This window comes from Bradyrhizobium sp. USDA 4510 (assembly GCF_054059095.1).
The window spans coordinates 432,380-456,374 of sequence record NZ_JBSSBT010000001.1; the positions used below are offsets into that span (position 1 = coordinate 432,380).

The window sequence follows — 23,995 nt, forward strand, 5'->3', positions numbered from 1 at the left end:
CTGTGCAGAGCCACTAGTTCGGGAGGAATGCTGGAGTCTCATTGATCAAATTACCCAGAAGACGGAGCGGATTAATGCCAAGACAGAGCAACTCAAGAAGTTGGCGGCGCGGACTGGAGCGGCGCGCCGGCTGCAAACAATGCCAGGAGTCGGTCCGCTGACCGCGCTGGCGATCGAGGCTTTCGCGCCCGACATGACAACTTTCAAATGTGGTCGAGACTTCGCAGCTTGGCTCGGCTTAGTCCCGCGGCAACATTCCTCCGGAGGAAAGGAAAGGCTTGGGCGCGTTTCGAGAGAGGGACAGGCGGACATTCGCCAATTACTTATCGTGGGGGCTATGTCGCGATTGAACTGGCTGGGGCGCAAGTCGATCCCCAAAGGCTCATGGCTTGCGCAGATTCTCGTCAGGAAGCCACGCATGCTGGTGGCGATCGCCCTGGCGAACAAGATGGCTCGGGCGATTTGGGCCATGCTCATCCGGAAGGAGGACTATCGACATCCGACGCAGGCCGTGACGGCATGATTTCATGCAGCACTGAATAGCCTGGGTTGGTGAGGGGGTGTGAGAAGTCGACGACCCGAATGGGCGTAATGATCGAACAGATCTGGATCAGGAAAACCAGCTAGAGCCAAAGAGCCATTGTGCTCGGAGAGGCACGTCGCGCGGGAACTTGAAACGCGTACGGGTGGCCCGGGTTTAAACCGGTCGCTATCCGAAAGACAATGTCCCTCCCGCGGTCGAAGCACTTCGCAAGCTGGCTGGGCATTGGCCGGATCGAGAACTCGCCGTCTCGCTCAATCGGATGCTGTGCAGAACCAGCGACGGAGAAACCTGGACGACCGTGCGAGTGCGCGACATGCGTGAACGGCTCGGGCTACCGGAATATGACCCTAGCAAAAGCGATGGGAAGTTCATCAGCCTCGCCAAGGCCGCCGAGCGCCTCGGCATATGCCTTGGGTCGGCGCGAACCTTGGCTGAAAAGGGCGTCCTGCCAGGCACACAGATCATGAAGGGAGCACCATGGCTTGTACCAGTCGAAGTCCTCGACACCGAAGCGGTTCGAATAGGAGTGCAGAAAGTGATCGAGCGACGCCCGAAAATTTTTGAAGACTATCAATATGATAGAGTTGTCCGTCTTCCCGGCATCTAACGGAGTGATGCTTTTTGAAACGCAGTGGATGGACAGAGTGAAGCTTCTGGCGTGGGACGGCAGCGGCATGGTGTTGGTAACGAAGTGGTTGCACCAGGGGCGTTTCACCTGGCCGCCGATCCGCGACGGCGTTGTGCATCTCAGTGCGACGCAGCTTGCAATGCTACTCGACTATCCATGTGAATGCCCCTCCTCGTAAGGCTCAGTGATTCGGAGATCTAGATGATCGAGCTCGTGATTGCGGAGTTTTCGAACAGCCTCAACTACGCGCGACGTGTTGGAGAACAGGTGCGCGCCGGAAGGATGACGATCGATCAAAAGGCGCCCCTGCCTGATCTGAACGTACAGCCAGTTCACCGGAATGTTCAATACGCCGGCGAGTTCCTGTGCGCTGAGCAAGTCGGGTGAATGCCGCCATCGCGTGCGTTGCTCGGTAAGCCCCTTGAGGCCGGCCTGGAAGCGAATGCGCTGGACAGTGATCGGCAGCACCCTGTCGGGGCATTTTGGTGACCGGTGTCCTTCGCCCGTCAACATGGCGGCGATCTCGTCGTCGTGCATCTTGGTGCGGGCGAGCTCGAGCACGCGTTCTCGCATCTCAGCGCCCTGCGTGAGATTTTCTACTGAGTTGACACGCATCTTTACCTCGATCTCGGTGACGGCTCCGCCGCGCCACACGATCCTCACCCTGACGACGTCATGCTCGCCACGATCGAGGATTACCTTGTCAATGAGACAGCGCAACAGCGCCTTGCGTTTCGCGTCGGTCGTGCTCGAGTCCGTCCAGATCGCAGGAAGACGGCCGGAGAGGTGGACGACTTTGTCGTTCAGCGTCTTGTAGCCGACGGTGATCTGAGCGATAGCCTGGGGAGACTTCAAACGGGCCAGGGCCTCCTCTGCCGCTCGGGCCTCCTTCAGAGCCGCCTCCCAACGGCGCTCGAGCTCGGCGGCGACGAGCCGGTTGTCAGGATCGACGCGGTTGAACTGACGTTCGGCGAGTGCTGCTTCGTAGCGCCGGCGCTCGAGCTGCTGCTCGGCATTGCTTCGTATTGCTTTGTACGTCTGTTGCTGAGCGCGACGAGCGCACGAAGCGTCGATCTCGGCCGGCGCCAGCGCCGTGAGGAACGCTTGCGCCACGGCGGCGTCGACGCGGGGAGCGCGGATGTATTGGCACGCCGGCAGCCCCTGATGTGAACGCAGGTGATTGCAGACGTACTCGGCGCCCCCCTTGTAGCGAGCGTACATCTTGTGACCGCATCTTCCGCACCATGCGATGCCTTGCAGCAGTAGTTCGCCCTCACGTGGAGCCCCTCTGGTCTTGTTGCGCATGTATTCTGCTCGGTTGTCGCTGATAAGGTCCCTGATCTTCTCGTAGCTTTGCCAAGCGATATAGGCCGGATAGCGGTCCTTGACGATGATCCGCCACTGCCCGATCGGCTTCGGCGCCTTCGTCGGCGATCTTCCGTCCAAGGGTTTGCGCAGTCTTGTCCGTCCGTAGACGAACGCGCCTGCATAGGCAGGATTCTTCAGAATCGCCGCGACCGCGGATGTCGTCGCCCGCGCCCAATGCAGGTCCCCGTGGCGATTGCGGCGCGGCAGCTCCAGACCGCGGTGGTTGAACTCACGCATGACCTTGGCAACGGTACGCAGTTTCAGGAAGGTCTCGAACAGCAACTCAAGCCGTTCCTGCACCTCCAGGTTCGGGTCCTTGACGACGACGCCAGAGGGATCACGGACAAGGCCGATCGGCAAAGTGAGCGCAAGCTCGCCGCGCTCCGCCTTGGCGAGAAGACCAGCCGTCAATCGACTACGTATCGTATGGAGCTCAAGCTCCGATATCGTCCCTTTTAGGCCGAGCAGCAATCGGCCATTCGCGCTGCCCGGATCATAGACGCCATCACGGTCGGCAATGAGGCAGCCGTGCAGCCCGCAGATATCGAGCAGCGGATACCAATCCGAGCAGTTGCGGGCGAGACGCGTGACGTCGATCGACAGGATCAGACCAACCTCATTAAGCCCAACACGTCCGACCAGTTCCTTGAAGCCGCTGCGCTGAGCCGCCGACGCCCCACTGATGCCGAGATCAGCGTCGATGACGTCGATGCCAGCTTCGTGCCAGCCGAGCTCGATCGCGCGTTGGCGAAGCGCGTATTGCAATCGCAGGCTTTCTTGGTTGGTCACAACCTGATGGGTCGTCGACTGCCGGATGTACACGACCGCGCGTCGCGCCAGGTGTATCGGCTTGACGAGCTCGGATTTCATGACTTGCCTCCGCCAGCACTGCGGCGACCTCGTTGACGATTTGGCGCTGCAGTGCCGTTGGCAGCGTGGCCCAAAGGTCTTTCGGATCGATTGGCATCGTGTTCGAGCTGCTCAACCAGAGTGGCCAGATCGTCTAGTGCCTCGACGCTCAGCTTCGTCCGACTCTCCATCGACATCCGTGGTTCGGTTGCCACGACCGGAATCAAAAGGCTGGCACCGTCTCGATATTCGACCTCGTACGAAAGCGGGAAGCCGCCGCCGCGATGGACTGAACGGCGAATGACGCGGAATGTGCGGCCAAACAACGGATGCGTCGGTTCGCACACTGTAACCTCGATGGCAGGTGATTCGTCAGACTCCCCAGAGGGGATATTTCGATGTGCCCTCGCTCGACGGGCTCGAGTGGACGCGTGTGTCGCCCAAGCCTGTGAAGCAGCCGGCCATTGTCGGCTGAGAAGTGAGGATTTCACTGGAGCATGGGTCGCACGGATGTATCGTCTGGTGATGGCGATTCGCCCCGACACTCTCCCGACCGATCCGGCAGCTCTGACCGAGATGGTGCTCGCGCTTGACGCTGAGAACGAGACGCTGCGCGTAGCAATGCAAACATTCAAGGACATGATCTTCGGGAAGCGCTCGGAGCGGCTTGCCGCGCTCGTGGCCGAGCAGCTCGCGCTTGAGCTTGGCGATCTTGAGACCGACGTCACGCCGCCTGCAGCTGCCAACGACGATGCAGCTGCGGCAAAGCCGCCCGGCAAGCCACTGCGGAAGAAGGCGCGCCGCAACATCGGCGCGCTTCCAAAGCACCTGCCGCGCTGTGAGCATGTGCTGGAGCCGGAGGCGACCGCATGCCCGTGTTGCCAGGGCCAGCTTCACAAGATCGGCGAGGACGTCAGCGAGGTGCTGGACATCATCCCGGCGATCCTGCGGGTGCTGCGGACGGTCCGTCCCAAGTACGGCTGCCGCCGCTGCACCGATGGTGTGATCCAGGCGAAGGTGCTGCCGCGCCTGATCGAGAGCGGCATGGCTTCGACCGCACTCGCGAGCCACGTGGTAGTCTCGAAGTTCGCCTGGTATCTGCCGCTGTACCGACAGGTGCAAATTCTGGCCGGCCAGGGTGTCCATCTCGACCGGGCGACGCTTGCCGGCTGGGTGAAGCGTGCGGCCTGGTGGCTCAGGAGCCTCTATGCGCTTCAGCTGCGCACGATCCAGACCGCGCCGCGCCTGTTCTGCGACGAGACGCCGATGCCGGTGCTCGATCCCGGACGACATCACCCGCGCATCTGCCAGTTCTGGGCGCATGCCATGGATGACCGGCCATGGGGCGGTCCCTCGCCGCCGGTGGCCTACGTGTTCGCCGACGGCCGCGGCACGGCGGAGATCGCCAGACAGTTGATGGGCTTTTCCGGCATTCTACAGGTCGACGGTTATGCCGCCTACAAAGCGCTCGCCCGCGATCATGGCGGCGCGATCCAACTCGCCTTTTGTCTCGCCCACGCCCGCCGCAAATTCGTCGAGGTGTATAAGACGACCCAGTCGCCGTTCGCGCGCGAAGTGATCGAGCGCCTGCAGGCGATCTATGCCATCGAAGCAGAGATCCGTGGCAGCAGTGCCGAGCAGCGGCTGGCCACCCGCGGCACCAGGTCCGCTCCATTGATGGAGGCGCTCAGGACGCGCCTGACCGCAATGGTCGGCCAGCTCTTCTCCCAATCGAAGCTGGCGGAGGCCATCAACTACGCACTCAATCACTGGGACGGGTTGACGCTGTTTCTCCGCGACGGCCGTGTCGAAGTTGACAGCAACACAGTCGAGCGTTCCATGCGCCCGATTGCGATGGGAAGACGCAACTCATTGTTCAGCGGCAGCGAAGGCGGCGCCGAGAGCTGGGCGATCCTGGCGTCGCTCGTGAACACGGCAAAACTCCATGAGCTCGACCCGCAGGCCTACCTGACCGATGTGCTGGAGCGCATCGTGTCCGGGCGAACCAAGAGCCATCAGCTGCACGAGCTGCTCGCCTGGAACTGGAAGGCGGCGCGCCGGCACACACCGCAGGCAGCGGCATGAGCCCACGTCGCCATAAGGCAGGATCGTCGATGGCGTCAGCCGCGATGTCGCTTGCGGAGCTCGAGCGATGGCTCCAGGATCGCGTCGATCGCCATCCTGCCGCCACCAGCATTCCCATGCTCGACGGCTATACCGCCGCGATCGTGGCCGGACCGGTGTCAATGAGCCCGCTCGATTGGATCTGCCCGCTGCTCGCGATCGATGCCGACGCTTTCAACCATGGCGGCACGCCGGAGTTCGCCGCGATCTCCGCCGTCGCGCTGCGCCACAACGACATCAGCAACACCCTCTCGACTGCCCCCGATCGGTTCGAGCCGATGCACCGGCGCGACCCCAGCGGCAACATCGATGCGCATCCCTGGTGCCAGGGTTTCTATGCCGCGATGCGGCTCAGACTGTCGGCGTGGGCGCCGTTGCTCGACGTCAACAACGTCAATCACGGCCTGCTGCTGCCCATCCTGCTGCATTGCCGCGACGATCAGGCCCGTCCGCCGCTCGGACCGCCACGAAGCGGTCGCAAAACCGAGGATTTCCTCCGTAACGCCTACCTCGATATCCCAGCCGTCGTCGAGGCGCTGCGCCAGCACTGGATGCCCATCCGCTACGCCCGCGACCGCTAATCATCGCGGACGTGGGAGCTCATACCGGTTACACATGGCCTTGGCGGGCGCCTACATTCTGTTCGATGAGGCCGGCGGCGAATTTGCCTTCGATTGCCTCACTGGCTCCATTCTTGGAGCCTGCCACGGCGATACCGTCGAGTTCGGCTGCCAAGGAAACGACGAAATGGAGCCAGCCGAGGGTGATGGTTGGGCCGAACTAAAGGATGACGGCTCACTCGAAGGGGAGATCTGCCTCCTCAACGGTAACAACATCCCATTCATCGCGCGCCGTTCAAAGACTTCTTCAACATCCTGCTAGATCGCGGAGGAGACCCTAGTCCCAGCGCCGCCGCTTCAGTGGTTGGCCGGTGGGCCGTCAGTTTCTCGAAAGTTTGCAGGAGTAGAGACTTGCTCAGGCGAGCTTGAACCTGAGGCTAACATGGACCCGCAAGACTTTGATTCATTTAATGTAGCAGCTTCGTTGCAGGTGCAGCACGCGGTTTCCGAAGCGCCGCAGACGGACGAGGCCGGACAATTTGAGCAGCACTTGGCCGAGGCAAGCCAAGCCGCTCCTATCGCCAGCAGGGGTCCTGCTTATCCCTATCTGTCTATGGAGGACCGGAACTCTATTGACAGCCTGATTGCTAAATATGCGGCTCAGAAAAGCCCCAAACCTGAAACGGTTGAGATTAATACTCAGGCACTTCGTCGACTGGTGAATGATCTTCGCGCTCGCGGCCAAGAGGCCAAACTGACCGATTACAAGCGCCTGCTCGACCACGCAAATACTTACTTGCCAAAAGATAAAACATATCAAAAGAGCGCTGAGCGTTCTTCGTACGCAACTTCTGACGGAAGACCGGAAGCTTATCGATAGCCTGATCTCTCAATATGCGGCGGAGAACAACTTAAGCCCAGGCACGGTTCAATGCTATTCTCGGGCACTTCTTCGACTGGTTAATGATCTCCGCGGTCGCGGCCAACCGACAGATCTAACGGACCACGAGTTTCTGCTCGATCACGTAAATACTTACTTTCCGAACGACGGACATGTGAACGCAGGGGTGAGGGTCCTTCTTGCGCATGGCTTAAACCGCGACTACTACCCCAATCTTTTTCGAGAAGACCGGGACCTGATCGATAATGCGATTGCTCAATATGTGGCTCAGACAAACCCGGCACCTAAAACGGTTCAGCTTTATACCAGAGCACTTCGTCGGCTGGGGAATGATCTCCGCAGTCGCGGCCAAACGACCGATCTAGCGGACCACAAGCCCCTGCTCGATCACGTAAATACCTACTTTCCAGACGACGCACATGTGAACGCAGGGGTGAGGGTCCTTTTTGCGTATCATGGCTTAGACCCCAACTATCCCAATCTTTCTCCAGAAGACCGGAACCTTATCGATAGTGTGATTGCTCAATATGTGGCTCAGAAAAACCCGCCACGTACAAAGGGTTTGTGTTATACTGTGGCACTTCGTCGGCTAGGCAATGATTTTCGCGCTCACGGCCAAACGACCGATCTAGCGGACCACAGGTCCGTACTCGATCACGTAAATAATTAGTCGTCCGTGAAGATCGGCTAAGCAAATGAGCTAGAATCGCATTTGTCGTTGCGGACTGTTTTGCGATTGCAGGATTTTGAAGCTTCGGGCATCGGAACCTTGCAATTTCATTTTCAGGATTCCGTCGAATCGCCAGTCATGATTCCGTCGGCGCATCGGAGGTGGCGATGCGACCGAAGAAGCACAGGACGACGGGATCGGGCGATCTGTTCCGGGCCAGGCTGGACCAAATCATCAATATGAAGCACGAGCTGGTTCAACTCGCCGGCAAGGTCGATAGGGACTGGATCGACGGCGAGATCGCGCCGCTCTATAGCGAGAACGGTCGGCCGGGCATCGCGACCCGCTTCATGATCGGGCTGCTGTTGCTCAAGCACATTTACGGCCTGTCCGATGAGGGGCTGTGCGAGCGCTGGGTCCACGACCCGTATTTCCAGTACTTCACCGGCGAAGAGTTCTTTCAGCACGCGTTCCCGCACGAGCGCTCGGACCTGAGCCACTGGCGCAAGCGGCTCGGCGACAAGCTGGAACTGTTGCTGGCCGAGAGTTTGCGGGTGGCGCACGAGACCGGCGCGTTACGCAGCCAAGACCTCAAGCGGGTCACGGTCGATACCACCGTGCAGCCGAAGGCCATCACCTTCCCGACCGATGCCAAGCTGCTGCACGCGGCGATCAAGGGGCTCAACCGCCTGGCGAGGAAGCACGGGGTCAAGCTGCGACAATCCTATCTTCGCATTGCCAAGACCGCGGCAATGATGGCTTCCCGCTACGCCCATGCCAAGCAATTCAAGCGGCATCAGCGGCAGTTGCGCATCCTGCGTAGCCGACTGGGCCGGATCATCCGCGACATCCGCCGCAAGATCGAAGGGCAGGAAGCGCTCGAGAACGCGTTCGCACTGCCGCTCAGCCGGGCCACGCAGATCCGTTCGCAGCAGCAGCGCCAGCGCGGCTGGAAGCTGTATTCCTTCCATGCTCCGGAGGGTGGAGTGCATCGGCAAGGGTAAGGCCAGCGCTCCTTACGAGTTCGGGGTGAAGGCCTCCATCGTCACCAACAACCGCCGTGCTCCTGGGGGCCTGTTCGTGCTGCACGCCAAGGCGCTGCCCGATAACCCCTACGACGGTCACACCTTGCGGGACGCCATCGACCGCACCGAGACACTCACCGGCTGTGCGATCGAGCGCGCCTATGTCGACAAGGGATACCGCGGCCACGACGCGCAAGATCCCCGTCGCGTCTTCATCTCCGGCCAGAAGCGCGGCGTCTTCGGTGTCATCAAGCGCGAGCTGCGCCGCCGCTCCGCCATCGAGCCCATCATCGGACACCTGAAGGCCGAAGGTCACCTCGGCCGCCGCTACCTCAAGGGCCGCCCAGGAGACGCCGCCAACGTCGTCCTCTCAGCCATGGGCCACAACTTCCGCCGCATCCTCGCCTGGCTCAGGAAGCTCTTGCGCTTCATCCTGATCGCTCTTTGGCCCGCCTTCGCAACCCCAGTCGCCCTCGACCCCGCTTGTTAACGGACGACTAATGTTCCTGGCTGCTATGCTGACACTCCGGCACGTTTGGGAGGAACTGTCAGGCACCACGGCCTCTGGTGTGAAAGCGGGGGATGTCCCGATCGGTGTTGAACTACGTCGGGCCGACGCTGCCGGAATGAATGTTACGCGGCCCTCGTGACGTGGGCAACGGGCTTGATCGTCATGCGATCGTAGTGAGCTTGAAGGGCCGCACGCAGAACCGACAATTGCTTATGCGCCTTCAATCGTCGAAAGCCCTTGTTGGCCTCGATCATGCCGGCCGCGACCCATCGCAAGGCCATACCGGCATCCCGCCAGCGTTTGACGTTGCGCGTGACGCGGCGAATGGTGCCCATCATGTTCTCGGCGATGTTGGTACAGGCGAGCGATCGACGAAGTTCCTTCGGCAGCTTCAACCGGACGACAGTCAGGATTTCGTCGAGGCCTTCGAGGATGCTGGCCGCGACGCCGGGCCATTGCTGGTCGAGTCGACGCGCGAGATTGCGGATCAATTTTTCAGCCTTGTCGGCGTCATCGAGCTCCCAGGCCTGGCGCAGCACCCGACGGGTGGCCGCATGATGCTGTTTCGGCAGGCGTTCCATGATGTTGCGCGCCTTGTGGATCTGGCAGCGCTGGATCGCAGCGGCCGAACCGAAGGTGCGGCGGATCGCCTTCGACAACGCTTTCGCGCCGTCGGCGATGAACAGTCTTGGCACCGTCGGGGCGAGCCCGCGCGAGACCAGGTTGTCCAGCAGGGCCTGAACCGTTGCGGCATTCTCGGTCGCCCCTTCCACCAGAGCCAGCGGATGCTTGTTGCCTTCGCCGTCAACCCCGATCGCGGCGACCAGCACGAGATCGTCGCCGAGATGCAGCCCGTCGATTTGGACCACCAGAAGGTCGAGCGCGGACAGATCGGTAGCCATGAAGTCGGCCAGCCGCGCCGCCGACAGCGCTACGAACCTCCGCGAGGCCGCCGACTTCGAAACCCCCGATCCGGGCGGTGCCGGCACGTCACCCTCGGGCAGCCGGACAGCGCGGCCGAACCGGCGCGTCGACACATTGATCAGCATCAGGTTCATCGCCCAGCGACCGAGCCAATCCTCCTGCGCCGCCGTTTCCCAGCTCGGGATCGTGACCTCGCGGCCGTCCACGCCCCGGACCCGCGGACGCTCGACCTCGATCTTGCCGCCGTGGAAACCGATTCGTCCCCGCGTTCGGCCCCAACGGTGCGCCCGCCGCGCCGCGTCGCGACCGTGGCGCGGCCCGCAGGCCGCCGTGACATCCGCCTCCATCATCGTGCCGAGCGCCTCGATCCCTGCCGCAAGGCAGAACCGATCGAAGCTCGCTCGCACTTCCGCAAACGCGTCGTCCACAGCCGCGATCGCCGGCCAACTAGCCGGTGTGATATCTCTCGTCATGGCGTTGCTCTCCTTTGTGGAATCAGCACCCCGAGCCTACCGGCTCAAGGTGGGCAACGCCGACCTCTTCAGAAATTCAACAGAACCCGGGACATCCCCGTGAAAGCGTGTTCGGCTTCGAGAAATCACAAACGGCCTGGACTTCGTTTCGGGAAGCGCGCATCTGCGGCATTACCTTTGCCGTGATCCACAATTGCAGCGTGCGTTTGGCTTGCCCCCTCGCCAGCTTTTCGAAAGCCAAGCCTCTTAGCATAGGCTCTCGTCTCTCGATTGATGCGACCTATGACTGAACTGGTGGCAGTAAAAGCCGGGCGGATCTGCAAGAGATTATGTTCTCAAAACAGAAGGAGAGCTGTATTGATTTTAACCAGATCGACGGCGGTGGATCCCCAGGGTCTCCAGCAGCGTTCAACTGGACACAAGAGGATCAGGATCTATTCAGTCGGATCATCAGTCGACCGTTAAGAAGCCGGATTGAGCTGAGCTGGACAGTTGAGCGTGCGCCAGAGCGAGACCAACAACAGGCGCAAAAGTTCTCTGAACCAGGCGAGGATGCGACGGAGGTTGTGTCCGACGGCGGAGAGAACGACGTTGGCGGCATCGCCGGCGCGGCCCTTGAGGTAGCACCGGCCGAGGTGTCCTTCGGCTTTGAGGTGTCCGATGATGGGCTCAATGGCGGAGCGGCGGCGCAGCTCACGCTTGATGGCGCCGAAAACACCGCGCTTCTGGCCGGAGATGAAGACGCGGCGGGGATTTTGCGCGTCGTGGCCGCGGTAGCCCTTGTCGACGTAGGCCCGCTCGATCGCACAGCCGGTGAGTGTCTCGGTGCGGTCCATAACATCCCGCAACGTGTGACCGTCGTAAGGGTTGTCGGGCAGCGACCTGGCATGCAGCACGAACAGGCCACCGGGGGCGCGGCGATTGTTGGTGACGATGGAGGCCTTTACGCCGAACTCATAAGGTGCGGCGGCCTTGCCCTTGCCGATGCACTCCACCTCCGGGGCATGGAAAGAATAAAGCTTGAAACCGCGCTGGCGCTGCTGCTGCGAGCGGATCTGCGAGGCCCGGCCAAGCGGGAGGGCGAACGCCTCCTCCAGCGTCGCCTCGCCCTCGATCTTGCGGCGGATGTCGCGGATGATCCGCCCCAGCCGGCTGCGCAGGATACGCAGCTGCCGCTGATGCCGGTTGAACTGTTTGGCATGAGCGTAACGGCCCGCCATCATCGCCGCGCTTTTGGCCACGCGACAATAGGATTGCCGCAGCTTGACCCCGTGCTTCCTCGCCAGGCGGTTCAGCCCCCGGATCGCTGCATGCAGCAGTTTGGCGTCGGTCGGGAAGCTGATGGCCTTTGGTTGCACTGTGGTGTCGACCGTGACCCGCTTGAGGTCCTGGCTGCGTAACGCACCGGTCTCGTGCGCCACCCGAAGGCTCTCGGCCAACAACTGCTCCAGCTTGTCGCCGAGCCGCTTGCGCCAATGGCTCAGGTCCGAGCGCTCGTGCGGGAAAACGTGCCGGAAAAACTCTTCGCCGGTGAAGAACTGGAAGTACGGATCGTGCACCCAGCGCTCGCACACCCCCTCATCGGACAGCCCGTAAATGTGCTTGAGCAACAGCAGCCCGATCATGAAGCGGGTCTCGATCCCCGGCCTGCCGTTCTCGCTGTAGAGCGGGGCGATCTCGCCGTCGATCCAGTCCCAGTCGATCTTGCCGGCAAGCAGAACGAGCTCGTGCTTCATGTTGATGATCTGGTCCAGCCGTGCCCGGAACAGATCGTTCGATCCCGTCGTCTTGTGCTTCTTCGGCCGCATCATCCCTCCGGTGCACCACAGAAGCACGGTTCACAGCGGAGAGGAATCCACAAAACGAATTTGCAAGGTTTGCGGCCATCAAGCCTCAAATCCCTGCAATCTCAAACGCCGTCAAATCCCAAAAACAGACTCCCGCTCAATCGCTTACAGGCTTGTTCACAGGCGACTCATCAATGAGCCCGGGCCATCCTCGTCCGCCGTGCCCGAGGAGACGGCGTACGATGTTTCATTCGCCGTTCCCGAGAAGTTTGCCCACGGCTCTCAATCCGCTCCCGGCCGAATGGTCGAGAGACTGGGCCGCTTGGGTCTCCTGCCTGACACCGACGATGCCGGCCAGGGTGACAGTTCGAGGCCGAGGCACAAAATCGTGGCCGCCAAAACGGATGTCACCAAGCCGACTATCAGCGGCGAGTCCGCTGTGAGTGGCGCCCGGAACCTAGGCCGGACGATCCTGACCGACCGAATCTACCGATTGACGCCGTCGAAGCCCTGACACGCTCGTCTGCTGAAACAACCTATGGCGCGGACACGGTTGATGCCCGTTCGTCGAAGACCACCAGCCGGTGATGGCCAGCCTAATGGCGTCGCGCATGCGCAAGTCAAACCGCCTATGACCACTCTCATCCGGCTTAACCAATCCAATGAAACTACTCCGATGAATCCCGAGTCGGCTGTACGCTAATCAGATTTCCGTCAGGTCCAGGGCATATCTTCGGCGCTAGAGCGCACAATCGTACAAAACTGACTCGCACGTCAGGTTAGTGGCGAGTGACGTCCTGTCAACGCGGCCAAGGGGCTCCGCTCTGAAGCAAAAGTCGTTGAGGCCGACGCCGCAGGCCTCTATGCCACCGTCGGAATCGGCGCATTCTAGCTCGCATGGGAGATTGATTTTGACGAGAGCCGACTGGAGAGCGAAGGAAGCCCGCGGATCAGAGATGGACTGGTCCGGTCCTGAAGCAGATCTTGGCGGCGGAAACGATCGCTCGAAGTTCAGTTCTGTCTTGCAGGGCTTGCGCTCTGAAAATCAGGACCTGGCTGCGGGCTCGGCCGGAAGGCCGACTTCGGCCAGCGATGCCCAACGCCGTACGTCAACCGAACCTTCCGTGAATACGCATGTCGACGAGCCAGCTTTGCGGTATTTGGCGCATCGCGGCGCGCCAAATTGCGAAGAAAGTTCGTCGCGTTCCGGTGCCGAGAGCCGCTGTGCCGATCAGTCCAGGAGTTCACGAGGTGCCTCTTCCTCGTACAGGCAATCTGTATCGGACCTCGAGGCAGGGCCAAAACGGCGGCGCCTGGATTTTGTCGCCCCGCAGGGCGCGCAAGCTGCGATTTCACAACAGCAATGTAACGCCGCTCTGGACGCCATTTATTTCGCTCGCGACATTGTCGAATTTTCACGTGCAGTGGTGGAAAATGACAAGCGGCTGCAGCGGGAGGACGAGAAGATCCGTGCGGTCTTTGTGCAAAAGGCTGCCGCCCAGTTCAGGAGCCAATTTGTCACCCACTTCGAGGACGATATCCGCCGCGGGGAATCCTGGGGCTACGCCACGGCATGCAACGTTGTGAGCCGCGAGGCCGGCGGTCAGGAAGGCCTCGAAGCTTGCAAAGCGGTGGCATCTCGGGTGTCGCAGCTTTCCAATTCGTTACTGCGCGAACTTAAGCCCGCTGCTCTTTCGCTGTTCGCGGCAGCATTCGGTCGGCATCAGCAGTCGAAGACATGCCGCAATGGAGTCATCAGAATTGCCGAGTTTTGTCGTGATGAACCCAAGGTACTTGGCGCGACGAATAGCCAAAATATCTCGCTGCTGGTGAACGGTTTCAGCAAGTGGACGCGCGAGGCGGAAACTCGTGAAGGCACGGAAGCTATTGCCCGCGTGGTCCGTCGTGCCGGTCACAGCTGCGAGCTCTCTGATTTTGATCAGAAACATTTGGGGATGCTTGTGAACGGGTTCAGCAAATGGCCGGACGCGCGCCTCTGTCGCGAGGGCAGTTTTGCGATCGCGTCTGAGGTCGTTCACCGCGCCGTCCGCGGTGAGTTCGGACTATCCGATTTTGCCACGGAGATACTGGCGAATCTTGTGAACGGCTTGAGCAAGTGGCCGGACGGAACGGAGTCGGGCGAGGCGACTTTGGCGATCGCGAGTGAGGTCCTTCGCCGGGACCGCCATGCCTGGCTCTCTAAATTCACTCGCCAGAATCTGGCTAACTTGGCGAACGGCTTCAGCAAGTGGCGGGACGAGCCGAAGTGTCGCGATGCTACGCTTGCGATTGCACGTGAGGTCATTCGCCGCGTCGAGCTCTTCCATTTCAAACCGCAGGAACTGGCAAATCTGGTCAACGGTTTCGCCAAGTGGCCGGACGGACAGGACCCGCGCGGCGCCACGGTTGCGATCGGGGGTGAGGTCCTTCGCCGCGGCGCCCGGCATTTTGACAACCAGCACCTGGCGATGCTTGTGAACGGCTTCAGTAAATGGCCGGACGCGCGGGATTGTCGTGACGCTACGCTTGCGATCGTGCGCGAGGTCGTTAGCCGGGGTACCCAGTTCTCTGATTTTACTCCGCAGGAGCTGGCGAACCTGGTGAACGGTTTCAGCAAGTGGCCTGACGCGCCGGACTGTGACGACGCCACGCTTGCGATCGCGGGTGAGGTCGTTCGCCGCGACGCGCGCAGTGAGTTCGGACTCTCTGATTTCGACCGTCAGGACCTTGCGATGCTGGTGAACGGCTTCAGCAAATTGCCGGACGCGCAGGACTCCCGCGACGCGACGCTTGCGATCGCGCGTAAGGTCCTTCGTCACGCCAGACTCTCAGAGTTTACGCACCAAAGCCTGTCGAACCTGGTGAACGGCTTCAGCAAATGGCCCGACGCGCGGGACTGTCGCGAGGTCACGTTTGCGATCGCGCGTGAGGTCCTTCGCGCCGAACTCTCTGATTTGGCCCCCCAGGGATTGGCAAACCTGTTGAACGGCTTCAGCAAATGGCCAGAGAGTGAGGATTGTCGCAAAGCCGCGATAGTAATCGCCGGGGAAACCCGTCAGCGTCAGCGCTCTAAGTTCTCTCCGCAGGACGTGGCGCACCTTCTGAACGGCTTCAGCAAGTGGCCTGACGCGATGTGCTGTCAGTCCATCATGGACATCGCGCGCGAATTGGGGGCTGGAGCACAGCGATTTGGTGTGTTCACCACGCCTGAGCTGGCTATGCTCGCCAACGCTCTGTCCCGAACGATCAGGAGGGCGGAGGAGAGTGGGGAGATTACGGATGCCGCTCTGCCGAAGGATCGGTTGCACAAGCTCGCCCACTACCTGCAGTATGATGATGATCGCCTCTTGACGGCTGAGGTTCTGAACATCACGAACATTTTCAAGGCTCTGGGTAAGGCTGGCCTATTCGATGATCTCGGTTTGCTCGCGCCGACAGGCTTGAGTCGGCTCTCTGAATTGCATTCAGCTCCTGGTTTTGCCGCCGAGAATAACCTCGAAACCATGGGTAATCTGAGTGCTGCTCTGCTGCCGCTCGCGCGCAGCCCAGAGAAGCCACTGCGCTGGCACCGCAGGCAGGCCCTCAACGTGCTTAACGATCTTCAGCCCTTGCTCGAGCAAAAGATCAAGGCGCATCTGAACGCGGGGGGTGCGGAGCGGAGCCGTGGGCCCATTGCGAGCCGCCGCCCCGCTTTATCGATCTATCAGACGCTCAAGGCTCGTGCGGTGCTGGAGAGATTGTTCAGGTCACCCTATGTCGAGGGCGACAGGCCCGATTTACGGATCAGGCAGAAAGAGCTGCAGTGCGGCACGAGAGAGATCCTGGCTGGCGCTCGCGACCTGATTCAAGACGATCTGTCCAGCATGAGCTGGAATCTGATTGCGCAGATCGAGGCTGACAGTCCAGTGGATGCGCTGGACTTATTCATGGAGCAGGATGCGGCGGCGATCCAGGCGCAACGTCCTCCGTCGGTGTTCGACGTGCACCAGGTATTGCGAGCCATGGACCACGCCCCGAGGTCTCCGCAAGGTGAGGCGGGACTGATGCAGTTGCCGGTCGTGGACATGCATGGGCGGCCGTTGGCCACGGAGCCGGAGACGCGGTACTCGATTTTCCATCGCCTGACTTCGGGGGCCCTGCCCGTCGTCGCGGTACAATTGCCGGCACCCCCGAGCGCCTTCATGCTGGCGCGTACGGTAAATGTAAACGGTATTCCATACCGGATTGACTTGTTCGGCGGCAGCAAGTTAAAGCCGCCACGATTAACTGTGTCTCAAATTGCGACCCGCGCCCCAGACGAGCAAGCAAAGCTTTCGGGGGGAAAGCTGCTGGCGATTCCCTATGCCGAAACCGGGCCGGGTACAGCATTCGAGCAGCTGTCGCGCGCGTGGGCCCCTTTCAAAGAGGCCTATTATTATACTCAGCGCAGAGGCTTTGCGGCGCCGCCGGCGATCAAAGGTCTATCACCCCACGACTCCGCGCTGGAAGGCGCCTTCAAACTGGCGCTGCTGCCTGACCGCCCTGCCAACGAGGAGCATCCCTTCCAGCTGAGGGGGGCGGCCGGACCCATTGCATTGCGACCGCACGACGGCTGCGGCTTCATCCGGGCCTCGCTGGCCAAGCTTATGCCAGCTGTTTGCCGCGCCGGCGAGCAGGAAGGTCCTGACCGCGTGCAGGCCTTTGCCGAGGGAAGGAGAGCATCCCTGCCAGCGTCGGCCTTGCAACATTATCCGCGCAGCGAGCAAGTAGCGGATGAGGCCCGGCGGAAGGCGATGAGCTGGCTTGAGAGTCGGGTAAAGCAAGAGCTGACGTCGGAGGAGCTGTTTCGCGTCGTAACAGCCGCGAATATCAATGGTCCGGGCGCCGTCGCCGTCCCATCCGCTGATGGCTGTCTGCATGTGCCGAGGCTCAAGAGCGAAACATTGACCGGTGGTGGCGTGCTGATCGGGCGATCGCCCTACGACAAGCCCAACCTCCGCCCGTTCGCCCCCGATCGCGTCAGGTCAGCTGCGGACGGGGACCCGACTGCGGCGTTTCTCGATCAGTGCGTGACCATACAATACAGCTTCAACGTCGCCCAGAAGTCGGGGGAGAAGCTGGCAGTCGATGATCCGACTTTCTTCGCCAAGGGGCTTCTGATCGTGGTGCCGGATGAAATGTGGCCGGCCGACTTCGCCGACCGTGGCTTGGTGATGTCCGCCGAGGACGTCAAGTGCCATTCGAGCTGGATCAAGGGCAAGGACCGCGTAACGGCGGACAGCGCGCTCGATTGTATCGGGATCCTGCAGGCCACTGAGATCTTCGCTCCGGGGTCCCTGGTTGCCATCCCGCCTGATGAACAGAAAAAACTCGACGGCGACTTCGATGGCGATACGGCCATTATCATTGCCGACCGGCCGCAGCTTTACGAGCATGTCAGGCAATTCGACCAAGAGGAGCAAGCTCGCGGCCTCCGCTCGCTCAAGCCGCCAAAATCCCATACCCCGGCGATTGAGGACGGTCGCTATAATTTCGGTCGCGCCAGCCAGATTCTCGCCGCCACGCGGAACGTTCTGGAAACCTATACCGGCCTGCAGCGAGGCTTTCTGGCTCAATCAGATGAAGCCCGGCAGTGGTTTGCCGAACGTGCCATATTCGGCACGTACGAAGGCATTGACCGAGAGCTCAAGCGAGACATTCGCGGCCTGCTGGAGCAGGAACAGGTTAGTGCTCACGACGTCCGGGACAAGCTCGAGAAGGCGCGGCACGACATTGAGCTGGCACACCATCCCGTCGCGCTCGAGGCGGCCGAGTTGCTTCTCACCGAACTCGAGGCGTGGGCGGCTGGTCTCGACGAGCAAGTTCCGCCTCAACTCCTGCCCGAAACAGCCGCCACTGCGAGTGAGAGACAGCTCGCAATGAGCCAAGAGCTTTGCGAGCTGTTTCCGCCGCTTGCCGAGACCTATCCGGCAACGGCTCACCCACGGGACCGCGTCCAGCTTCTGGTCGATCGTTACCCTACGCGCATCGAGCCCCGACCGGATGGTTACATGCCGCACGACCTCGTGCAAAGTGCAAAAAATCTGCTGAGCATCGGCACCAAGGTCGGAACTGACGCCTACAAATCCGACACTGGCGTTTACACCTTTATGATCAAGAGCAGGCACCTTCAGCGCCTGTTGCAACAGATACCCGGGTTAAAATCGGCTCCATACACCAAGAGCTTGGCGGCTATCCTCAACCACGGTCGTTTCGATGTCGATGCGGCCTTGGAGGATCTCAATGACAATCCGACGCTCGCGGCGTCGGTCATGCAAGCCTCGATCAAGCTTGCTGCCGAGCGGGGGATTCTGCGCGAACCCTCGGCTCCAACGCTTGCTGCCGAAGATGTCGCCACCACAATCACGTTGACTCGCGAGGCGGCGGCACAGCGCGCCCAAATGGAGGCGTCCCGCGCTCAAGCCGAAGAGAAGGACATCACGCGGACGGCAATGTCGGTTGCCGAAGCCCTTAAGGGGGCCGGCATCGAGGTGAAGATGCCCCATTTGGCTAAGCGTCTTAGATCGCCAAGCTCAATGACAGACGAGCTCACCGGAATCCAGGCCAGCTCTGAGGCCGGCGTCCAGCTTTTCAACAACGCTGTACGCCACGTCTTCGAATTCTCTGACAGGGATTTTACACGTGCCTTCAAGAAAGCCATTCTAGCGTTCGAGGAGAGCGGGTATAGCGAGGTCAGCACGACTAACTGGTTCAGGACGCGATCGCGGACCTTCGCTGGCATCAAGACAGTGTTCGGCACGCCTGGCGGTTACCGTTTTGAGCTCGAGTTTCACACGGCAGACAGCTACAAGGCCAAGCTCGACAATCATGACACGTACAAGGAGCTGCAGAAGCTCAGACGGCTGCAGCGAGGGAGCGAGGAGCCCCCGGATGAGTCTATAGCCGAGCAACTCCTGGAGCGCGTGCGACGGGCGTGCAACAAGGTTGTCATCCCCGAGGGGGCCACACAGATCCCCCATTGGGAAGCCGAAGCCGGCAACAGCGTTGGCGCTAGCCATGCTCGTGTGTCGAACGTGGCCCGGCCGACACGCGCAGCGCGGTCGCCTCGCGCAACAGAGATTGTTGGCGCCCTCGACAACCGCCCGATCGTGCTCGTTGGTATGATGGGGGCCGGGAAATCCGGTGTGGGACGTGCACTCGCAAAGCAGCTGGGGCTGACGTTCGTCGACTCCGATAAAGAGATCGAGGCGAAGGCTGGCAAGTCCATAACCAAGATTTTCGCGGAGGACGGCGAGGCGCATTTCAGGGATCTCGAGGCGAACGAGATCAGCCGGCTGCTCGATCGGGGGCCGCTGGTGCTCGCAACCGGTGGTGGAGCCTTCATGACCGAAGAAGTCCGGCGTCGTGTCGGCGAGAAAGCGGTCTCGATCTGGCTTAATACCAACGAGGACGTGATCAGGCGCAACCTGCGACACGACACCAACCGTCCGAAAATACAAACCGCAGACCGGGACGAGATGATCACAGACCTGATGGAGCAGCGCAATCCTGTGTATAAGCTCGCCAATCTCACGATTGCCCCACAGGCCCGGCGGGAACTCAAGAGCGCCGATGCTTGTCTTAGCGAACTGCACGGCTATCTCTGCGCCGGTGGCAGGCTAGACGCTGGGCAATCTGGCTCGGTTAAGGAGTCGTCCGTGAAGATCGGCTAAGCAATTGAGCTAGAATCGCATTTGTCGTTGCGGACTGTTTTGCGATTGCAGGATTTTGAAGCTTCGGGCATCGGAACCTTGCAATTTCATTTTCAGGATTCCGTCGAATCGCCAGTCATGATTCCGTCGGCGCATCGGAGGTGGCGATGCGACCGAAGAAGCACAGGACGACGGGATCGGGCGATCTGTTCCGGGCCAGGCTGGACCAAATCATCAATATGAAGCACGAGCTGGTTCAACTCGCCGGCAAGGTCGATTGGGACTGGATCGACGGCGAGATCGCGCCGCTCTATAGCGAGAACGGTCGGCCGGGCATCGCGACCCGCTTCATGATCGGGCTGCTGTTGCTCAAGCACATTTACGGCCTGTCCGATGAGGGGCTGTGCGAGCGCTGGGTCCACGACCCGTATTTCCAATACTTCACCGGCGAAGAGTTCTTTCAGCACGCGTTCCCGCACGAGCGCTCGGACCTGAGCCACTGGCGCAAGCGGCTCGGCGACAAGCTGGAACTGTTGCTGGCCGAGAGTTTGCGGGTGGCGCACGAGACCGGCGCGTTACGCAGCCAAGACCTCAAGCGGGTCGGAATGCCTCCTTCGATGATATGGGCCGGGGCCGGCGCCTGGATCACGCCGTCCGCGTTCTTGAACGCATACTTGGGACGGCGCGTGACGATCACATGGAACTTGACCGGCACCACATCCAGACGCTCCGACACGTCCTCGCCGATCAGCACTTTCTGCTTGCCGGCATGCTCAGCCAGCTCTTCCGGCTCAATGACGATCTCGACCCGTTCCAGATGGGGCGCAAAGCCTTTGCGCCGACGCGGTGCACGCTTGCTATCCGCTTGCGCACGGCCCTTGCTGACCCGGGCCTTGATCGCAGCGATGCCGGTCCTCGATCTCCTCGAAGGCAAAGGCTTGCTGTTCAACGTCGCCATTCGCAGAGTCGAGCTTTTCCGATGGTCGGCCGAACCGCGCGCGGTCGAAGGCCTTGGATGGCTATGCCGCCTATAACAAGCTCGCGCGATCCGATCGCGGCAATGATGGCATCACATTGGCTGGCTGCTGGTCACACTGCAGACGCAAGTTCTACGAGCTGCATGTTGCGGGGAGCTCAGAAGTGGCAACGGCGACGGTCGAGCGGATGGCGAAGCTCTGGCAGATCGAGAAAACCGTGCGCGGTCAAAGCCCCGACGCTCGCGTTGCCGCGCGCCAGCAAGCCTCCGCGGCGATCGTCGCAGATCTCTTCGATCTCTGGCAGCAGACCTTGCGGCGGATCTCCGGCAAATCAAAATTGGCCGAGGCGATCCGCTATGCCGTCTCGCGCCGTGCCATCTTCGAACGCTTCCTGACCGATGGACGTATCGAGCTCGACTCCAACATCGTCGAGCGCGCCATCCGGCCACAAACAATCACGAGAAAGAATAGCCTCTTCGCCGGCAGCGACGTTGGCGCGTCATACTGCTCATCTGGTGATGCCCTTATAAAGGAAGGAGATTCTGTTGCGGATCTCGAGATATCGGACGATGCGATCGTCTGGCATCGGCTTCGCGGCACACAGCGTCTCGCTGCAGGTCGGCGAGCCGGATAATCCAGGGCGCCCCGGCGCACAGCTGCCGGGCCGGAAGGGTGCCACTGCTGACCATCCGATAGGCCGTCGTGCGGCTCACCCTCAGAATGTCGGCGGCCTCATCCAACGTCACTTCGGCGCGCTCGGCTCGTTCACCTTCGCGGTAGACAGGAATGCTGTTGGTGTTCCGGAGACTGCAGACGTGGGATCGTGTCCAACTCGCACCATGTGCAGTCAGCTTGCCGGACCGATTGAGGATCGCAGCGATTGCTGTGTCCGATAATTGCCTCGCCAATACGCGAACGAGATCGAGGACATCGGCTTCGACCGTCCAGCGGGTCTGTCCGATCTTGTTCTTTTTGACCGTCAACTGGGTATGGTCGCCGCCTTGCCAATGAATGATGAGCGCCAATGTATTGCCCACGACATCGACGATGATCTCTTTGACAAACAGCCTGATGATCTTCTTGCGTGTCTCGATGGACGCCCCGGGACTGTTCCACGCCTTGGTCAAATCCTTGCCGAGAGTCATCAGCCTCGCGCGATCCGCGGCGGAAAGCGCTAGAGCATATTGCGTCTGTTTGAGGGTCTCGAGCTGGACCTCCAGGTCGCGCAGTTGAACCAGCTTCTCGTTCCAGCGCCGCTCCAACTCACTGGCAACCAGCTGGTTAATCGACGGCGTCGTACTGTCGCCGTGCCCGAGCGGCTTCGTATTGAGCGTGCTGGATTGCGTTCTCGATGTGTTGGCGCTTGTCGCAATGATGCACGCTCTGGGCTTCCATCGCGGCCAGCGCCGCTTCAATCCCAAGAGGCTGCAGTCGATCGAGCACCTCCTGGGCGACGACGCGATCGACCCGCATGCCGCCAAAGCCGATACAGTTTTCGGCCGCTTTGGTGCCGAAGGCCCCGCGGCAGGCATATCGCTGTGTGTTCCCGCCCTTTCCAGTGTACTGGAGGCGTCGGCTACAGCGCGCGCAACGGAATAAACCCGGCAGCAGAGCCTCGCCGCGCCTTATCGAACCGCGACCCATATAGCTCTTTCCATTGGCGTTGTCGGCAATCAGGTGCTGATTTCTCTCGAACTCCGCCCAGGCGAGATAGCCCTCGTGATGGTCGTGGATCAAAACGTCCCAATCCTTCCAATTGCGCCGGAGTGTGTCGCGCATGATCCGCTTGCGCCCGTCCTTGATCGTCACCCGTGTCCCGCGCCGACCATAGGCGTAAGAGCCAGCGTACACCGGGTTCGTTAGCATGTGGTGCAGGGTGTGATAGACGGGTGCCTTCCATTCGACTGGGCGTTTACCGCGACCTTGCACAATCGCTGGAACGAGGATGTTCTCCTGCCTGAACCAAAGCAGCACCTGCCGGATTGATTGGAGCTCGGCGAATTTGCGGAAGACGAGCAAGATGCCGTCCTGGACGCGCCGATCAGGATCCTTCTCGATACGGCTGTCATCCGTCTTCACGTAGCCAACGGCGACCGTCAAATGAAGTTCGCCCCGCCGTGCCTTTTGGCGCATGGCCTCGACGGACCGCTGTCGGAAGATCGACAACTCCATCTCACTCATGGTGCCCTTCATGCCAAGCAACAGCCGATCATTGGGTGAGCGTGGATCGTAGATAGCTTCCTCGTCGACAATCAGCGTGCCGACCAGGCCGCAGAACTCCAGCAAAGTGTGCCTATCTCTGCCGTTCCGGGCAAGGCGCGATGCCTCGAGCGATACCACGGCGCCAACCCGTTCTTCGCAAATCGCAGACAGCAGCTTCTCGAAGCCCGGTCGAACCGTTCCGCCACCGGATCGGCCGAGATCATCATCGACAAGCTGGACGTCTTCCCATCCAAGCTGCCGCGCGCGTTCGACCAAGCCATACTGGCGTCGTTGGCTCTCGAGATTGTTGACGACCTGATACGCCGTGGATTGTCGGATGTACACGAAAGCGGCACGGGCCAGGTGCGCGGGCGTGATCTTACTCATCGCCTGCTCCCTTTTTGCCGTTGGCCTGAGGCTCGTTGGCCGGCTTCGCCGCCGCTTCCGTTAGCAATACTTGCAGAAGCGCCACCGCCTTCTGGCGTTCGGCGCCACTCATATCGCCGGGCCGGGTTAGGGGAAGGAACATATCCATTTGCGCACGACACTGCTTTCTCATTGTCGAATCCTCCGGGCTTTTTCCTCCGGACGACAGGCTACGAGATGATCAACCAGACCACGCAGTTGAAGGAGTTGGCTGACGGGAAGGCGCGGAACCGTTACGATCTCCATTGAACATGCCGCCGGATCGAACATCCAGCCCGGCACCTGGAAGGAGCCGCCCTGCGGTTGCCGAATCAGGAAATAATGAACACCGTCGTGCTCATGGTCGCCGGTCACCA

At 60.9% G+C, this 23,995-nt stretch carries 14 protein-coding genes and 5 pseudogenes; 11 read left to right on the plus strand and 8 right to left on the minus strand.

Annotated features, from left to right (window positions below; genetic code table 11):
- Positions 1-13 precede the first annotated feature (13 nt).
- The 3 genes and pseudogenes from ACVMDN_RS02080 to tnpB all read left to right on the plus strand — a co-directional run.
- Positions 14-523 (plus strand): annotated as a pseudogene (locus tag ACVMDN_RS02080) (transposase); the annotation flags it as partial.
- Between the two features lie 334 nt (positions 524-857).
- Positions 858-1,151: a hypothetical protein gene (locus ACVMDN_RS02085; RefSeq protein ID WP_245314114.1), complete on the plus strand. Its 294-nt coding sequence runs from the start codon at positions 858-860 to the stop codon at positions 1,149-1,151.
- A 28-nt stretch (positions 1,152-1,179) separates the two neighbouring features.
- On the plus strand, positions 1,180-1,350 hold the full coding sequence (tnpB, locus tag ACVMDN_RS02090; RefSeq protein ID WP_375167301.1) for an IS66 family insertion sequence element accessory protein TnpB: 171 nt from the start codon (positions 1,180-1,182) through the stop codon (positions 1,348-1,350).
- On the opposite strand, the gene ACVMDN_RS02095 is transcribed toward tnpB, so the two are convergent.
- Complete coding sequence (locus ACVMDN_RS02095) at positions 1,323-3,410, minus strand: recombinase family protein (protein WP_069280102.1); 2,088 nt, start codon at positions 3,408-3,410, stop codon at positions 1,323-1,325. The genes tnpB and ACVMDN_RS02095 overlap by 28 nt on opposite strands.
- A gap of 504 nt (positions 3,411-3,914) precedes the next feature.
- Here ACVMDN_RS02095 and tnpC point away from each other — a divergent pair.
- The 5 genes and pseudogenes from tnpC to ACVMDN_RS02120 all read left to right on the plus strand — a co-directional run bounded on the left by tnpC (position 3,915) and on the right by ACVMDN_RS02120 (position 9,159).
- A complete protein-coding gene (tnpC, locus tag ACVMDN_RS02100; RefSeq protein ID WP_253609788.1) occupies positions 3,915-5,474 on the plus strand; it encodes an IS66 family transposase in 1,560 nt (519 codons plus the stop codon).
- A 29-nt stretch (positions 5,475-5,503) separates the two neighbouring features.
- Positions 5,504-6,094, plus strand: coding sequence for a UPF0149 family protein (locus ACVMDN_RS02105; protein WP_456813723.1), 591 nt, complete (start codon positions 5,504-5,506; stop codon positions 6,092-6,094).
- A gap of 34 nt (positions 6,095-6,128) precedes the next feature.
- On the plus strand, positions 6,129-6,395 hold the full coding sequence (locus tag ACVMDN_RS02110; protein ID WP_069280605.1) for a hypothetical protein: 267 nt from the start codon (positions 6,129-6,131) through the stop codon (positions 6,393-6,395).
- Between the two features lie 120 nt (positions 6,396-6,515).
- On the plus strand, positions 6,516-6,953 hold the full coding sequence (locus ACVMDN_RS02115) for a hypothetical protein (RefSeq protein WP_141713708.1): 438 nt from the start codon (positions 6,516-6,518) through the stop codon (positions 6,951-6,953).
- Between the two features lie 858 nt (positions 6,954-7,811).
- Positions 7,812-9,159 (plus strand): annotated as a pseudogene (locus tag ACVMDN_RS02120) (IS5 family transposase).
- Positions 9,160-9,302: 143 nt separating this feature from the next.
- Here the strand turns inward: ACVMDN_RS02120 and ACVMDN_RS02125 are convergent.
- Both ACVMDN_RS02125 and ACVMDN_RS02130 read right to left on the minus strand, forming a co-directional pair.
- Positions 9,303-10,577, minus strand: a complete 1,275-nt coding sequence (locus tag ACVMDN_RS02125) for an IS256 family transposase (protein WP_456813726.1) — start codon at positions 10,575-10,577, stop codon at positions 9,303-9,305.
- 461 nt (positions 10,578-11,038) lie between these two features.
- Complete coding sequence (locus ACVMDN_RS02130) at positions 11,039-12,385, minus strand: IS5 family transposase (RefSeq protein WP_069280586.1); 1,347 nt, start codon at positions 12,383-12,385, stop codon at positions 11,039-11,041.
- Positions 12,386-13,320: 935 nt separating this feature from the next.
- On the opposite strand from ACVMDN_RS02130, the gene ACVMDN_RS02135 reads away from it, so the two are divergent.
- Positions 13,321-20,055 (plus strand): shikimate kinase, encoded by a 6,735-nt coding sequence (locus ACVMDN_RS02135; RefSeq protein ID WP_456835771.1) that lies wholly within the window; start codon positions 13,321-13,323, stop codon positions 20,053-20,055.
- 146 nt (positions 20,056-20,201) lie between these two features.
- A pseudogene (locus ACVMDN_RS02140) lies at positions 20,202-20,636 on the plus strand (transposase); the annotation flags it as partial.
- Here ACVMDN_RS02140 and ACVMDN_RS02145 read toward each other — a convergent pair.
- Positions 20,633-21,047 (minus strand): annotated as a pseudogene (locus tag ACVMDN_RS02145) (IS66 family transposase); the annotation flags it as partial. The pseudogenes ACVMDN_RS02140 and ACVMDN_RS02145 overlap by 4 nt on opposite strands.
- On the opposite strand from ACVMDN_RS02145, the pseudogene ACVMDN_RS02150 reads away from it, so the two are divergent.
- A pseudogene (locus ACVMDN_RS02150) lies at positions 21,046-21,645 on the plus strand (IS66 family transposase); the annotation flags it as partial. The pseudogenes ACVMDN_RS02145 and ACVMDN_RS02150 sit on opposite strands and share 2 nt — an antisense overlap.
- Here the strand turns inward: ACVMDN_RS02150 and ACVMDN_RS02155 are convergent.
- From ACVMDN_RS02155 to ACVMDN_RS02170, 4 genes are read right to left on the minus strand one after another with little or no spacing between them, the layout of a single operon-like run.
- The gene (locus ACVMDN_RS02155; protein WP_245314177.1) at positions 21,536-22,273 is read right to left on the minus strand and encodes a helix-turn-helix domain-containing protein; all 738 of its coding nucleotides are present in this window, start codon (positions 22,271-22,273) and stop codon (positions 21,536-21,538) included. The pseudogene ACVMDN_RS02150 and the gene ACVMDN_RS02155 overlap by 110 nt on opposite strands.
- Positions 22,274-22,292: 19 nt before the next feature.
- Positions 22,293-23,600, minus strand: coding sequence for a recombinase family protein (locus tag ACVMDN_RS02160; RefSeq protein ID WP_069280573.1), 1,308 nt, complete (start codon positions 23,598-23,600; stop codon positions 22,293-22,295).
- Positions 23,593-23,772 carry a hypothetical protein gene (locus tag ACVMDN_RS02165; protein WP_069280574.1) on the minus strand — a complete coding sequence of 60 codons (180 nt, stop codon included), beginning with the start codon at positions 23,770-23,772 and terminating at the stop codon, positions 23,593-23,595. Before ACVMDN_RS02165 ends, ACVMDN_RS02160 begins: the two co-directional genes overlap by 8 nt.
- Positions 23,769-23,993, minus strand: a complete 225-nt coding sequence (locus ACVMDN_RS02170) for a hypothetical protein (protein ID WP_456835929.1) — start codon at positions 23,991-23,993, stop codon at positions 23,769-23,771. The genes ACVMDN_RS02165 and ACVMDN_RS02170 overlap by 4 nt, the downstream gene beginning before the upstream one ends.
- Between the last annotated feature and the right edge of the window lie 2 nt (positions 23,994-23,995).